The 16,815-nt window shown below is 67.1% G+C and carries 1 protein-coding gene (running past one end of the window); it reads left to right on the top strand.

The window, feature by feature from the left end:
- A protein-coding gene (locus tag ACQP2O_RS42495; RefSeq protein ID WP_433174878.1) for a phospholipase D-like domain-containing protein crosses the window boundary here: on the top strand, positions 1-16,815 show its 3' portion. Its footprint begins 15,639 nt before the window's first position; only the last 16,815 of its 32,454 coding nucleotides appear in the window; its start codon lies off the left edge, out of view; its stop codon occupies positions 16,813-16,815.

Below are 16,815 nucleotides of genomic sequence, written 5' to 3'. Positions count from 1 at the left end.
GGTGCGGTGAGCGGGGCCTACAGTTGGGGGTTCGGCGCGGCCGGCACCTACGCCATGATCAAGCGATTCGTCCAGAAGGCGGCCGACCTCGACGAGAGCGGACGTGGCCACGACCTTGCCAAGAGTGCCCTGGAGAGACTGAAGGTCGCGCCCTTTGTCTTCACAGACGTCGATGGAAGCAAGCGCGGATACGCCTGGCCGGACCCGCCCAAGGAGTCGATCGCACGACGATACAAGCCGGGTTCCTGGATCGAGACATCGAAGAAGACGAATCCGGAGCCAGCGAATCATGCCAAGGTCTATATTGCGGATGACGCCGTCTATTATGTCGGATCGGATAACCTGTATCCGCATAAACTCGCGGAGTTCGGTTACCTTGTCGAAGGTGACTCCGTCCAAGACGTCGTAACCAACTACTGGGATAAGTTGTGGCAATACTCCGAGCCGCACGCCACGGATATTTACCGAGATGTAATCGAGGACTGGGAAGCGGAATCAGCCCTTGGGCTATCGCATCCACGCTCGGCAGCCTTGGGAATGATCGATGAGGCGGTCCAGCGCTGGCGGCAAGGCGCGCGCTTCGATCCACACGACCTCGACAAGAACCAACGGCAGCTTCAGGGCATTCTGAAGGCGATCCAGCGGTGGCAGGACATCAAACATGGCCGCGCCAGCGCGAGGTCCGAAGCCGTCGACCGTCTTCAAGTCAGCATCCAACGCGAACTCGATGCCGTAACCGCCCGGCAACAGGAACTGACCGGCTCCAACAGGGGGAAGCAACCGGCCTTGGCGGGCCAGGCCCCCGCCCCGTCGGATGCGACTGCGCAAGCGCAGTCCGGGAAGAACCCCGAACGACCGGCGGAGGTCGATTCCCATACCGAGATCCGAGGTTGGCCGGAACAGCCGACCGCTTCGGCGCCATCTCTGGGTGCCCAGGTCGCGACGGTCACTAGCGATGGTGTGACCTACCCCGTGCATTCCGTGCACGGGAACGGCTGGTGCTTCTACACGGCCGTCGCCGAAGGCGCGGCGCTGCAGCGCTTGGGCAACACCGATATCGGCAATGACCTCGGAGCGCTGAGCGAGCAGGTCGCAACCTATATCGAGCAGGGCGACGACGTCCTGGATCCGTTTTTGCTGGACGACCCGGTCCGTATGGTCGCCGACAACGTCGTCGAGGACATGAGCGATGAGCAACTCATGGACCTGCTCGGCGTGGACTCCCTGCCTGCCCTCACGCCCGAACAGAACCAATATGTCGAACAGCAGGTGCAGGATGCACGGTGGCGAGGATTCCGCCGTGACCTCGCCTCGCTTCTGCCGCCGCCAGACGCCGCAACCATCGGTGAACTGCCGATCGCTGTGGTCGGAGAACTGTTCCCCGGTCACGTACCCGCTCCGACGTCTGCGGACCGGCGAGTGGAGGAGAGTGCTGCGCGCGTGCAACACCGCAGTCTCCTTGTGGACATGCTGCGTGAGCGCCTGAGCGGCACCGATGATCAGGCCATCGGCACATGGAAGCGTCTCCTGGATCAGAGTGGTGGTAGGGGGCTGCTGAAGGTCGCTTCGACCCCGGCCAAGGCCCGTGAACTCGGCACCCGGGCACTGATCGCACATGTCGCGCGTACGCCGGAGTCGTCGTGGCAGACCGTGTTCTACGATTTCGTGCCGTTGGCCGCGGCACGCGCGCTCAACGTCGATATCGTCACTGTCAGGGAAGTTCCCGACAGCGCCATCGTTCAGCATACGAATGAGCATGCGACGGGTGGCACCCTTTATGTCCACTATGATGGCCGCGCGCATTACCAGACGATCGGCGCCGGCCGGCCTGGCGCGCAAGCACTCGGCACGCCATCTCATTCGACGCCGTCGGCGAGTCAGGTAGAAACCGCGGCCCAATCGCTCCAAGCCGCGACGCAATCGCACCCGACGCAATCGCCCCTTACAGCGCAATTGATCAAGCGCGCCAAGGCACGCGACGCGAGCGACGCCTACCTCGAACGCCTGGACAACCTGTCCGCCAAGGCCATCCAGATCCTCGAACAGCAGATAACCGATTGGCGCGGTCCGGCCGAAGGAGCCGAGGCACGAGGCGATGAGGGCCTGATTCGGCCGGCTGAGGTGGGCGGTGAACCGTATCGGTACGGGTCGGGTGACGACTGGGCCGATGCGCAGATTCTGGCGGCGGTGGGGTTGGACGATCGTCGTCTGCAGGATTTGCTGCAGGAAGTGGATCTTTCGCTGGATCGGCATAACCGGCATGGCGCGCCGTTCGATGTGCGGAGTGTGGTGGAGGAGTACGGTCGGCAGCCGTCCGAGATGGTGAATTCGGAGCCGCTGCGTGACATCGCCGACAATATCGTGGAGAGCCTGTTCGGCCATGGGCCTGCGAGGGGGCCCGGTGCCGGGCCCGGCGATGCGAAGGAACAGTCGCCGCCTGCCGCGCTGGCCACCAGCGGCCCGCTGGATGGGGTGGCGCGGTCCGGGCACGAGGCCGACGCCGGCCCCTCGACGCGGTCGCAGGCCGGGCGCGGTGCGGATGGGATCAGGCATGCGACCGCTCCGCGGCCCCGGCCGATCGAGAATCTGCCGGATCTGGCGGTGGCGGTGCCGGACGAGTCGGCCGGGCAGGGCGCGGTCGCGGTGCCGGGATCATCGGCGGCATCGCACGCGGACGCTCCCACCGCGTCCGGGGCTGCCGCTTCCGCGCCGCCGCGGACGGAAGAGGCCGGCTCCCACACCTACGCCGATCCGGAGGACGGCGATGCGGTGGGTTCCGCTGGTGGTGGTCGTGGGTCCTATGACGTGAATACGTTCATGGCCGATGTTTCTGATTCGGCGGTGAATGGGCTACGGGACTCGATCCGTGAGCGGGAAGCCCAGATCTATATTGATCGGCTGGTTGGGGGGCTGCCGTTGGATGAGGCTTCGTTGACTTCGGCTTATGAGAGTGATCCGCAGCTTCGGGACCTGTACGGGCAACTGGGGACGTGGGGCCGCCCCGCTGCTATGGGTGAGGGTTCCGCCACCACCCATCAGGATCATGGCGGGATGGCTCAGCCGCCTGCTGCGACGTCGGGCTGTCAGTGGCCCACGGGCGTGCGTGAGGGTGTGGATGTCGCTGGGCTGGACGCGAAGGCGATGGCGAGGGAGGGAGAGAAGGGGCGGTTCACAGTTTGCGGCAAGGCAGTCGAGTCCGCCGATGGAAGGGGCTATAGGCGGAACTTTTGCCAGGAACATGCGAAGAAGGCAGTGGACCGCCAGGTCGATCCGGGCAATGCCGCGCGCGCCCAGCGGATAGCCCTTATGCACGCCGCACAAAAAATGGCGGCGGGCTGTCAGTGGCCCACGGCCGTGCTTGATGGTGTGGATGTCGCTGGGCTGGACCCGAAGGCGGCGGCGAAGGCGGCGACGAAGAAGGAGCAGTTCGCGGTTTGCGGAAAGAGGGTCACGTCTGGAAAGTCGACCTATTGCGAGAAGCATGACAAGAAGACTCCGGGCGGCAAGCCGGCGTCGGCGGCGGCCGCGGAGGAGCGGAGAACGCTCATGCGCGCCGCGGTAACCGCGGCCCGGAAGCCAGGCTGTAAGTGGCCGGTGGCTTTGCGTGATGGTGTGGATGTCGCTGGGCTGAACCCGGTCGAGGCGGCGGAGGAGAAGGAGCTGTTCAGGGTCTGCGGCAAGGAGGTCGTGACCCGTCGCGGAAGCGGCAGCAGGCCGGAATATTGCGAGGAGCACAACAATAAGACGGTTGGTAACCGTAATACTGGCATCAAGCGCGATCCGGGAGCTGTGGCGCGCCACAAGCGGCAACAGCTCATCGGTCTCGCGAAACGCGCGATCCCGGCTCGTCGGGCGTTGTTCGTGCGGTTGGGTGCTTCGGGGTTGCGGCAGGTTAGTGTTCCTGGTGATGGGAATTGTTTTTATTCGGCGTTGATTTATACGGCTGGCCCGGGTCTGTTGGTGGGTATTTCGGATCCGGTGCAGCTGCGGGAGTATCTTGCCGATCAGTTGCTGAACAGGCCGGATTTGCGTGCTGCGGTGGAAGTCACGGTGCAGCGGTTCTTCGCCGAGCAGATCGTGGGTGGGGTCCGTGATGGGCGCGACGGGGTTACCGGGGAGCACGAAGATCACGAGGCCCAGGTTGCTGCGGCTGTTCACCCGGTTACTGATGAGGAGTGGGGGGTGGTTGCCGGGCAGATCGCAGATCCTGAGAGCTGGAACAACATTGGTGGTGACATCGCTCCGGGGCTGGTTGCGCTGGTGTTCGGTTTGCGTATCAATGTTTATGGCCTTGGCGGGGTTTATTCGGTTGGGAATGATGATGGTGGGCAGCCCGAGATCGCGTTGGTTCGTCCGACTGAGGATCATTGGGATGGCACGCAGGCTGTCGTGGTTCCCGACCCGGTGGGGCCGGTGCTGGCCATGTATGGGCTGCGGCGGGTGCCGGTGGGGTCGGTCGGTTTCGGTGGTCTTCTCGGCGCTTTCTTGAATACGGCCAGGGCCGCGGGTGTTCCTGGTTCGGGCGTCCGGGACGAGCAACTGCGGGATTTGCTCGCCCGTGCGGTGGAGAACGCGGAGTTGCGGGACGCGCTTCCTGGTGCGGTGCTGGCCGATGTGTCCTCGACTTGGGCTGCGGTTGCCGGTGGTGGGGGGATCGATCCGCAGATGCTGGGTGTCGGTGCGGAATGGTCGGCGATCGCTGCCCAGCTCCGTGCTGGTTCGCTGGCCGCTGAAGGTTGGCCTTTGATCCTCCATCTGAACACGCGACTGTTCGATGTCGGGATCCGTGTGCTTCACCCCGACGGGCGGCATGAGGAGTTCGGTAATCCCAGTCCTGGCCGTCCCGTCCTCACGTTGTACCGGCCCGCTGAACATCAGTGGGACGCCACCGTACGCCTGCCGGCCCCAGGTAGTGGGGATGGCGGGTCCCACGACGTGACCGTGTTCATGGTCGATGTTTCTGAATCGGCGATGAATGGGCCGCCGATGGAGGGCGATGACCCGGCCACCGCCGCGCCACCGAGCGCACCGCCGTCGTCCGCTTCCGCGCCGCCGGGGACGGAAGAGGCCGGCTCCCACGCCTACGCCGATCCGGAGGACGGCGATGTGGTGGGTTCCGCCGAGCAGAGGGCGGCGCGGCCGGCGACGTTGGCCGAAGATGTCACGCAGCCGTCCCATCCGGCGGCATCGCACGCGAGCGGCTCTACCGTCGCATCCGGCGTGGCGGCCTTGGCCAACGCCGTGTACGGCACGGATACGCCGGGTGATGACATTCTCGCCGGGCTCACGCGGGTCGTCCGGATCGCGCGGAGCGATTACTCCATCGCGAACGTCAAGGACGAGGCGGACCTGGCGCCGCTGCTGGCCGACATGTTCGGCGAGGACCACGAGTGGACCGTACGGGATCTGGTGGACCTCGCCGGGCGGGCGACGGCCGGGCCGCGGGGCGAGGTCACCGCCCACGACCTGCTCCGGCAATGGGAGACGGAGGGGCTTCTCGACGAGCTTCAGGCGGGCTTCGGGGCGATTCCCGACCTTCATGACCCGCAGCGTCATCTCTCCGATCTGCTCACGCTGTTCCGCGAGACGTGGCCGGTGGCGGCGGTGAAGCTCGGCCGGCCGGTCACCCGGGATGATCTGCTGCCGTTGGTGCGGGCGACGCTCGACGCGAAGGCGAGCCAGGTGACCGCCGATCACGTGCGGGTCCTCCTGGAGACGGCAGGGGCCGTCGAACGGAGCGGTCATCCGCTGACGGTCGCGGCGCTGGAGCAGTACTCGGTGCCGGCCGACGCCGCCGTCGGCGGAGGGTTCGGCCGCAGCCGGCTCGCCTTTGCCCGCCGGCTGGTCGGCGGGCGGACCTTCACTCCGGAGCAGGCCGACCGGGAGCTGTGGCAGGCGTACGCCGGGGTGCGAGAGAAACTCGTCAAGCAGGACCCGGCAGGGCGCTCCCTGGCTCCGGCGGCGGACGCCGTCGCCGACGCGGTCGCGCTACAGCACCTGGTCGATGAACGGGTCGACCTGACCCAGGGCCGGCGGTTGCGCGATCTGCACGTCCTGGGAGGTCTGATCCGGCAGTGGAGCGGCGAGGACGACGTTCATCCGCCGCTCACCCGGCAGGACCTCGGCGCGTTCGTGGAGCATGTGCTGGGTCCCGATCCCGACGGGAAGCTGCCGCAGAAGGTGGCGAAGATCGTACGGTTCGCCAAGCACGAGCCGGTCGCAGTGGAGACCGTGCAGCGGCGGGCCGGGTTGGACCGGCTGGCCGTGAAGCACGGGATCGGATTCGCCGAGCAGGCGAGGGTCCGGTCGGTTCTCGGGTTCCCGCCGCGCTTCGGGTACGGGCGCGCGACCGAGCTTCTCGCCTTGCAAGCAGAGGTGTACGGCCGGATGGATCCGGGCCGGCGCGATCAGCTGACGGGGCTGTACCGGCTGGCCGATCTCGTGCATTCCCTTGATCCGCGAGCATCCCGCCGCGGTCCGCTCGACCTGCGGTCCTTCGACGTGCTGAAGCCGGCCCTCGGCTCCACCGCCGGCGGCGACCGGGCGGCGAACATCAGGACTCTGGCGACCGCCGCTGTGAAAGCCGACCTCGGCAAGGGACGGCTGACCCTGACCGGGTTGCGGCGTGCCCACTGGATCTCCACTCAGCATCCGGTAGGGACCCAGGCCATGGTCGAGCTCAGGCGCGACGCGCGGGAGGACGCGCGGGCGACCGAGGAGCAGGCCGCGATGCAGAGGCTGTTCGGTGAGGAGATCACCGATCCGGCCGAGAACCCCGCGGAAACGTTGCGCGGTCTGGAGACGGTGGTGGCACTGGTCCGCGACGAGTACGCGGATCTCATCATCGGGGAGCCGCGCGATGGGGAGCCCCTGCCGGACATCCAGCGCGCGGACCTGCTCCCCGTCGTCAAGCGCACGTTGGACCCGCAGGCCGCCGAGGTCACCCTGCAACACGCGAAGGACCTGGGGCGGGCCGCGCGGAGGCTGCAGGGGCAGGGCCGCGAGGTGACGTTCGCCAACCTGGAGACGATGCTGTCGCCGGATCGTGACCGGAATACGTGGGCGCGGCACCTCATCGAGCAGGCAGGCGGGCGGGTCGCGACCGCGGGCCGGGAGCCGCGGACGGTCCAGATCGGTGCCCGGAAGGTCGACCTGAGCTTCCAGGCGTCGAAACGGCTGACGTTGAGCAAGGTCACCCCGGACGCGGTCGCCCTGCAGAACCTGCTGGACGGGAAGGCAGCACCGGGGCGGCGGGGGCGTATCGCCGAGTTGCACCTTCTCGGGCAGCTGCTGCGGGACGGCAGGCAGGACGGTGCCGGCCCGCTGTCTCCGCTCCAGGCGGCCGACGTGAGCCACGTGGCCGCGGATGTCTTCGGCGCAGAAGCGCCCGCGAGTGTCACCGACGCTGCCGCCGAGCTCATCAAGCTCGTCCGGAAGGCCGGGACGCCTACCGTTGCGGCGGTCAAGGCCGAGCACGCCATGGAGTCGGTCCCGTCGGCGAATCCGTGGCGGCGCTTCACGATGCTGGGCTGGAAGGGGCTGATGCCGGGCGGGTCGCGGCGCGCACGCGACGTGTCCGCCCTGAACCGCGAGCTGAGCTCGACGATGATCGTCACGCGGTCTGTGGAGGTGACCGAGGAATCAGCGGCGCCGGCGGACGTGGCTGCGGAGTCGCCGGCCCCGCAGTCCGCGGAGCAGTCGGCCACTGGGGCAATGACGGCTGCCTTGTACGTGGTGCCGACGGCCGAGATCTCCACGGAGATATCGGCGGCCTCGCCCGACAACTGGTCCAAGAGCATCCCGTACATGGCACTGAACGCGCTGGTGGACGCGTTGCATGCCAGCGAGCCGGGGGCGCGCCGGCACGGTGATCCGGTGCGGCTGGGTGACTTCGAGGGGTTGAGCCAGGAGATCCTGCGGCGGCCCGCGACCGCGGCGAGCGTACGGGAACTCGCGGAGCTGGCCGGGAAGGCGGCGGCGCATGGTCCGGTGACGCCTGCCGCGATGCGCGAGGTCGCGGCGTACGACGCGCTCCGGCGGGACCTGGGCAAGGATTACCTCAGCGATTTCGATGCCGAGGTCGAGGGGCTGCGCAGCGATCTTCCGGCCGTGGCGGCCGGGATCCCGGCCGCCCATCCCGACCCGTTCCGGCAGGTCGTCAACGCGATCAAGACCCTCTACCCCGGCCGGGTGGCCGCGTTGGAGGGGCCGATCCGTGTCCCGCAACTGGAGCGGCTCGTCAAGGACGTGACCGGCCGCGCCGAGATCAGCAAGGACGTCATCACCGGGATCGGCGCCGGGTGGGGCGAGCTGATGAGCGCTGGGGCACCGCCGACCCTCTCGGAGCTGCGCGCCCACTACGCGGCTGGTCCGCGTGGTCTCGGTGAGGTTCCGGCGACCCGCGACGTGCCCGCGGGCGCGGGAGCGTTCACCCGTTACCGTGGCAGGCTCGGCGCCCGGTGGCAGGCGCTCACGCGGTCCGTGGCACCGCCGGTCGTGACGAAACTGCAGAAGCACAGCATTCCGGATCTCGACCTGGCCACCGGGACTCTCGTCGTCGGCACGGCGCGGCAGCGCGAACTGGCCGAGGTCAGACAACTCCTGATCGACAGCGGCTGGCAACGGGCGGTGCGGCTCACCACCGACGGGAGCGTCCCCGCCGACATTGACGAGCTCACGGTCAGCGGCCTGGCTCACGACGTTCACGGCCGCTTTCCGAACGGCGACAAGGAGGTGGCGGCGTCCGGATTGGGGATCGGCGCCCTGCTGCAGATCTTCCGGAAGGAGTTCGCCGATCAGTACCGGCAGGTGGACGGCCGGGTTCGCCTCGAGCACCTTGCGCCCCTGCTGGAGTCGCTGGCAGGCCCGAGCGTGGTCGATGACGCCCCGGCACGCCGGGAGCTCATCGAATCGCTGATCAGGGCGGCGTCCGCCGTCGGCTCGCCGACCATGGCGGGGCTCGCCGCCGCGATGGACGGTCACGAGGCGGTACGGGCATGGCGGGCGACGGTCGCGATGATGGCGGCGCACACCGAGGGAGATCACGCGAGGGCCGTCAAGGCGGCGGCGTTGTGGGTCCGGCTCAGCACGGCGTCTTCGGCGCTACGGCCGGAACACGTGGCGAGGCTCGTGGAACTCCAGGAGCGCGATTACCCGACGAGCGATCGCCCGGCGCCCTTCGATCTGGCCGGCCACTACACGGCGATGGCCCGTGACCTGCTGTCCGGGGCGGAGCCGACACCGCAGAACCTGCGCGAGATCGCGGCCCACCTCAGAGTACGGGCGCTGCCGTCTGAGCCGCTGCCGGACCGGGCGGACCTGCGACTCAGCGTCCAGGAGAGCCGGTGGCACGCCCCACTCGCGGGCGGCGACCCGAATCGCCGCGACCCGCTGGACGAGGGGAGGGACTCCAACGAGAAGGTCCCCAGCCTGTCCTACTTCAAGAAGATGTCGCCCGAGGACCTCGCCGCTCTTCACCAGTGGGTCAACGACGTACTGCCGGGCGCGGCGATCAGCAAGGCGACGCTGCTGAAGTCCCTGCGATCAAGTCTGGGCGCGATGCTGGACGGCGGTGCGCCGCTCCGGGTCGAGATCGGCGGAAAGAAATACCTCGTCGAGCCGAACATGCACTCCACCGAGGAGCCGCGCAAGGAGGGATCTCCCGCGAAGGTCAAACTGGAGAAGCGGGAGAACATGTCCGTCGACATCGGCCAGGGGTGGAACAAGAAGGCCGGCTGGACGGTCGGGGCAGAGGGCCGGGGAGGGTTCTCGGTCGGTAACGGAATCGCTTCCGTCTCGCTGAACGCCGGCGGCGGGGTCGGCTACGGCCGTGAGAAGAGCCACGCGTACGGAACAGCTCAGGGCACCTTCAACTACATGAAACCGGGCGACGATTCGCAGGAGATCGTCGTACCGGTGCGCTGGTCGGTGAGGATCAGCGAGGTCGATACGGGCCGATGGCGGTACGAAGAATGGCGTGTTGGGGGCCAGCATAAGATCACCGCTGTCCATCTCTACACGCCCGAGCACCTCATGGGCGAACCCGCGAGCCGGGATCGGATCGATCTCGCCGGCGATGACATCGCAGGACTCGACCTGGCGAACAAGCATCATCTGGTCGAGGGCACCGCGGTCATCGGGAAGATACTGCGGGCCCTGCGCGCGGCCATGGGCGACAAGGAATACCTGTTCTGGGAGCCGGCGATCCATGATGAGTTCATCAACAAGGACGCATTCGCCTCGCTGGTGATCCGTGCGCATACGGCGCTGGCGACGGGTGACTGGCAGTCGCTTCCGCGCCTGATGCTCCGGCAGGGGGATCGATACCTCAATATCGCCTTCGGCGCGGAACCGTACGGCGCCGAGAAAGTCGGCGTGCCGAGCAAGAACATGCAGTTCGACCGGCTCAAGCAGTTCTATGTGAAGAGCGAAGCCGGTGTCAGCAAGAAGTCGACCTTCAAGTTCATCGCGCTCGGTAAGGCGAAACTGCTCTTCGGCATCCTCGCCGGCCGTGCCAGATTGGATCTGAGCTGGAACCGGGAACGTTACGGGTCGAGTTCGCACGCGCAGACCATTCAGCGGGCGATCCGCGCCAAGGATCTGTCCCAGGTCTACCGCATGTTCTCGCAGTACCACCTGTTCCTCGCCTTCGGCACGGACGGCGATGGGGCCGCGACGACGCCCGCCCTGGATCCGGTGAGCGGCAGTGTCCAGATCCGGTTCAGGGAGTCCCAGCTCAAGGGGACCAAGCTGGCACCGCTGCCCGAGGGAGAGGCCAAGGCCGCGCCCGCGGCTTCGGCATCACCGAACGCGCCGGTGCTCAAGACCCCCTGGTGGATGCGGAACGAATACGGACTGGGGCTCGGCACGCCCGAGGAGCTGACGGAGCTCGATCACCTGTACAACGCCATCGTCCGGGACGAGGTGGCGACAGGGCTGCTGCCCCGCGCCGCCCTGGGGCCGGTCGGTCGTACGCCCTGGCAGCACCTGCAGACGCTGAGCAAGACCGGCGCGGAGTTGACGGTCGATGACCGGCCGCACCGCAACTGGAAGGCACTGGTCGAGCAGGTATCGGACCTTTCCCTGTCCCGGCAGATCGACGACCTGGCCGGCACCGGCGCGCTCGTCGAGTTCGAGGGCGAGGACGGCGAGATCGTGCCGATCCGGATCAAGATGACGCGCCTCGACGGGGACTCCCATCAGGGCTCGGACGAATACATGCCGATCGATGTGAACGTCGGCACGCACACCACCACGGTGACGGGCACGAGCGCTTTCCAGCAGGCGACCACCGTCGAGGCATTCGGCACCGACTACGCGCATGACGCGGACGGGAAGCCCAACGCGGGAGGAGACGCCGGCCGCACTCGTATCCGGCAGAGCGCCAAGAAGATCAGTGACGCCACCTCCATGACGACGATCGTCTACCAGCGCAGCGACGGGCGCTACACCGCGTTGATCAGTCAGCCGGTGCGGTACGACAGGTGGCGTGGCGAAGAGAAGAAGGGCGCCGTACGGGGTGGCGTGCGCATCTGGTACCCCGAGAACCTTCTCGACGGCGAGACGCCGACGCCGCACCGGCCACTCGACCTCACCGCGGATTCGCCGCTGAACGGGCAGGTCATCGCCGGATCCGCGGCTCCCACTCGGCTGGACGCGCTGCAGGACAAGGTGATCGCCGCTCTCGGCGGCCACGCGGCGGGTGATGCCAGAAAGCAGGTAACGAACTCGCGTTTCCGTACCGATCTCGTCCGGATCTTCGGAGCGGGCACCGACGTGAGCATCGGCGGCAAGACGGCCGGATGGTCCGCCGTACCGATCGGCAGACCTCAGATCCTCAAGCTTCCCGCCGCGTACGTCGAGAGCACGCGAGAGGCGCAGATCGGGCGGACGAAGGGCGCGGAGGAGCGTAAGGAACGGAACGTCACCCTCGGGGGAGGGCACTATCCCGACATGTCCGGGACCTCGGAGGGGAACGCGCTCGTGACGAAGGGCGCCAGCCGGGGAGCGGTGACGTCGAACTCCGCAGGGCGTACCGACGGGAACTATCGGACGTTGACGGAGACGTCGGAGAAGGCGCTCGTCCGCACCGCCGTCCGCCACTCGATCCTGCTGCCGAACGGGAAGGTCATCGAGCAGGATGGCGAAGTGGTCATGTCATTCTGGCCGAATAAAATATTCGCGGATCCGGAGTGGAGTGCCAAATGGGAGGATCTGACCGGCAAGGCCGGTGAGCTCGCCGCGAAACAAAAGAAACCCGATCTCGCGCTGAGCCCATCGTACGCATTCCGCAATGGAATGGTCGGGGAGGCCGGCTACAGCAACAAGATCGGGCAGTTCAAGGATCTCGGTGACGAGATCAAGCACGTGGCGTACAAGCTGGACGGGGCCGAGCTCGCGAGCCAGGTCGCATCCGCCCTGGCGGACATCCCGATGGGAATGCCCGAGGCGAGGGACGGCGGCTGGAGCCGTACGTTCAGAGTGGGCACCACCGAATACACCCTTGTCATGGAAGCGACCGAACTAGCGCCCGCTGAATTCGAGGAGCTTCTTTCGGGAGGTGGAATAAAGACCTACAAGCGCACCAACCTCATCGACGACAAGAAAGACGGGAAGTGGTCCGGCAGGCAGTACCAGTTCACCTGGGCGACACCATCGTCCCTGGGAGGTGTCCCGATCTCGGTACGGGGGACCGCGACGACACAGTCGACCGAAGGGGAGACCGAGCGGGCGGCCGGGAACATGCTCGTGATGAAGGGAAACCGCCCCAAGAAGCTCGCGGAATTCGAGCAGCCGACGCTGATCACCTTCAAGTTCCTGAAGAACGGGAAGATCGCTTCGCTCGACTCCGTGCGAGGGCGGGACAAGGCCACGGGAGAGGTGGCCGAGAACGTCTCCTACCATCTTCCGCTCGAGGGGCTCACGCTCGACGGTGTCGAAACGGGAGCGGTGAACATTCCGCTCAACGTCAGACCGTCGGCCACCGAGGAGATCATCCCCTCCGATTTCCGCGTCATGAAGAACCTGGTGGCCGCATTTGAATCGGCCGGTGGCAGGGACGTCCCCCCGGCCACCGACAACACCCCTCTCACCCGCGAGAACCTGGGATCGGATTTCTTCGCACTCGACTCATCAGGTCCCTACGATGCCGTTACGGGCGGCGGCCGGACCGTCGCGCTCCGCAGTGGTGCGAACGTAGAGCTCACCTCGCTCACGGCGCGGCGGATCTATGCCTCCTCAGGAGGCGAGTTCGAGAACTACGACCACGAGACCAAGACCATCGGTCAGGAAGTCTCCGCGACCGACCGGAAGAACCTCAGCATTCTCGCCAAAGGCAAAGGCCACAAGCCTGGCATCCCGCTTAGCGGCGTCGGATATCTGGGCGGGAACTACACCCGATCGAAGGCCGCCGTGGCCTCCGAGGTGAGCAACACCGAGTCGCGCATCTGGCAACGCCAGATGGCCACCTTCTACAAGGTGGTCGCCGATTTCTCTCTCACCCTGACCTTCCCCGGAGGAAGACGAACGACGGTCCAGGGCACCGTCGACATCGCGGCCACCGAGGATGGCGCCCTCGCCCTGAACATTCCCAAGAACGTCCTGGAAAAGGCCCTCGCGGACCGGAAGGACCTCCTCGAGAAGATCGACAAGCGGACGAAGGGCGATGCGGGGAAGGCCGCGGTCAAGGAGGCTCCGGCCGCCGAGCGACCCGGGGTCCGGGACGGCGGAGCCACGGAGAAGCCTCCTTCCGAGGCCGGCGCGTCGACCGGGCAGCGGGCCGAGCCCACAGCGGGGCCGAGCGTCGCCTCGGCGGCTCAGGAAGTCGCGCACGAGCCGTCGTCCGCCGCGCAGGAGCCGTCCTCGGCGACATCCCATGGGGGACCCGCCGGCCAGGGCGACGGTCACGAAGAGATTCCGGCACCACCTAAGGTGCTGCCGCCGCCGGGATCGGGGCAGGAGGACCTGATCCTGGAGGGGCCGGGCGAGCCGCGGCGGTCCGAGTGGGCGGAACCGGAGAAGGCGCAGGCCCCGGCTCCCGGCACGCCGCCGGCCGGTCCGGCACCCGGTGTGGACTCGCCGGCGAGTGATGGTCTCAGCGGTGCGCAGGTCGTGGCGCTCGCGGGAATGGAGCTCGGCCCCGTTCACGTGCTGGCCGTCGAGGACGCCGCCGTCCACGCGCTGCTGGCGGGGGCCCCGGCCGAGCAGATCTCCGCGATCGGTGGTGCACGGCCCGCGACGCCGGGAGAGTTGCGTGCGCATCTCGCCGGCGCGCTGACGGCCGATCTGGCCCTCGACCCCGGGCAGCGGCGGCTGTGGCCGCTTCTGGACCGGCCGGTCTCGGATGAGCCCGGGACCGCCGACGGGAGGCAGGAGCCGACGGACGACCAGCGGCGTGCCCTCGTGGCCGCGCTTACCACGCCGGGCGGCGACTCCGGTGCCGATGAGCCGGTGCTGGCAGCGGCGGCCGCCGTCCTGGGGCTGCGGATCGCCGTACTGTGGCCGGACGGGACCCAGGTCGAGTACGGCGCGCCCTCCGGTCGCCGGGTCGTCCTGGTACGGCTGGCGGCGTCCGGCCCGTACACCGGGACGTGGGCCGCGACCCGGCCGCTGACGGACACCGTCGCGTCCTCGTCCTCGCCGGGCGCGTCACCAACGCGATCATCATCGCCGGAATCACGGTCTCCGGGAATGCCCTCACCTGTGGCCAGGCCGCAGCGGACCGGCCGACAGGGACCGATCGCCAACCTCGACGCCGACCCCTTCGCCGGGCAGTCCGCGAGCAAGAAAGCGAAGTCGTGGGGGGACCTGCCCGCCGGGCGCACGCAGTCCCCGGGCGAAGGCGGCCTCTTCGGCGAGCCGCAGGTTCGTGTACCGGCACGGCAGACGCGGGTCGCCGAGCCTTCTGACTGGCACGCCGAGATCGTGCTGCATGAGATTCGTGATGCGGATGGCCGATTCCATGGGCTGGCTTCCTATCCGGAGAAGGAACTGCGGAAGCGTGGGCCCGCCATGTCGGAGGTATCGACTCTCACTTCCTATTTCGGTTGGAGTGAAGGGGCTGACGGAGAGCAGGTGCCGGTCGTGCGGCCGCTGCCGGGCGGTTCGGGCGCGCGTACTCTCCACTGGTTCTCCCACGGCGCCGCCGGTCAGGTCGCAGCTGCCACAGCTGCCACGGCTGATGGTGGGACCCGTTCGCTGGGTGCCGAGGAGTTCGTCGGTCTGGTCAGGGACCGGCTGGAGGGATTCACCGACCTCATGCTGTGGTCCTGTCAGATCGGCCCGGCCGTCGACCGCCACGCCACCTTGGCCTTCGCCACGCGTATTCATCAGCTGACGGGCCGTCGTGTCCATGTGCCTGAGTGGGAGACCGCTTTCGGTCTCGATCCGGGTACGGGAGGTTTGGCGGCTCACACTCTTCCGGATCCGCGGGGTGATGAGACCGGTTGGCTCTCGGTCGGATCCGATCCGGCTGATGGGGTTCTTGTGGATGTGCCGGTGCGGCCGAGGGAGGGTGAGAAGTTCGGCAGGGCGCTGGCGCGCGCGCTGGACGGTACCCCGTATGAGCGGCTGGTCACGGAGCTGACCGATGATGATCTGCCCGCCTCCGCACCGCTCATCGAAAACGGCGTGCAGGTCCACACCGACGAGCTGGAGAACGCCGGTATCCCGTTGCTTGAACCCCAGGACCTTCTGAGCATTGACCGTGTGCAGCGGTTCCGGCTGGCGATGGAGACGATGCCGGCGACTCCGGAGACACAGGCGGCCATGGTGGCGGCCCTAGAGCCCGCGGCCCGGCGGATGGGCGTACGGCTCGTGCCCAGTGAGACCGTGGACGCCGGGGGCGACCGGCCGCACTATCCCGGCCCGGAACTCCGCAACCCTATCTGGAGCCACGGACGAAGCTCCACTACCCAGCAGTCCAGCATCGACGCCACGGTGGATTATCCCGTCTTCCAGCTTCGATCGCACGAGGCAGGCCGGGTTCCCCACGGTTATGGAACGCCTATCCAGCGCGTGAACGCACCAGTTTTCAACGGTGTTCCAGTGCGCGAACAGGCCAGGCAAGGTTGGCTTGGAGATTGCTGGCTAATGGCTACCCTGGGCGCGCTGGCTGCGCACGATCCGGCAGCGATAAGCAACTCCATCCGAGAACGTAACGGTAACTACAAGGTAAAGTTGTATGAAGTTAGGCGTTCGGGCGTGGGTCAACCCTATGTGGCGACGGGGCGCCGTCGCACCCTAAGGGTGACACCGAACGTTCCGATCTTTGCCGATAATCCTGACGCACCCGCCTTCGCTTGCTTGGAGGGAGCCGCGTGGGCGGCGATCCTGGAGAAGGCGTTCGCTGGAATCGATTTGATCTGGGACAGCGACCGAATGCAGGAATGGGCGGACCTCTGGAATCTGATAGGCAATGGAGGAGACCCTCCTATGGGATACGCGCGCCTCCCCGAGATAGAGGGACTCTGGCCCGCTGCCGAAGTGCTGACCCAGCTGACCGGTCGTCCTGCCGCGGTTCGGCGATTCTCCCGCGAAATCGACCGGCACGGGCGCAGTCCCGAACAGCAGGTAATCGCTGAGTTCAGCAATGCTCTTTACAGTAATGAGCCGCTCATAGTCGGGACGCGCGGCCTGAATGTGAATGAGCCGCCGATGCCGAATGGTTTGCTCGAGGCGCATTCCTATGAGGTCGTTATGGTTGACGGTTGGGGCAGGATTTATTTGCGCAATCCTGGGGGTGGGGGAGACCCTCAGCCGATTACGGCTGCAGAGTTTATGTCCTACTTCACCCTTGCGTACGCCGGATATTTGTAA

This window comes from Actinoallomurus sp. CA-150999, assembly GCF_050942425.1.
Lineage (GTDB): Bacteria > Actinomycetota > Actinomycetes > Streptosporangiales > Streptosporangiaceae > Actinoallomurus.
The sequence above is the reverse complement of the archived record's forward strand: the minus strand, read 5'-3'. Positions and strand labels throughout refer to the sequence as shown.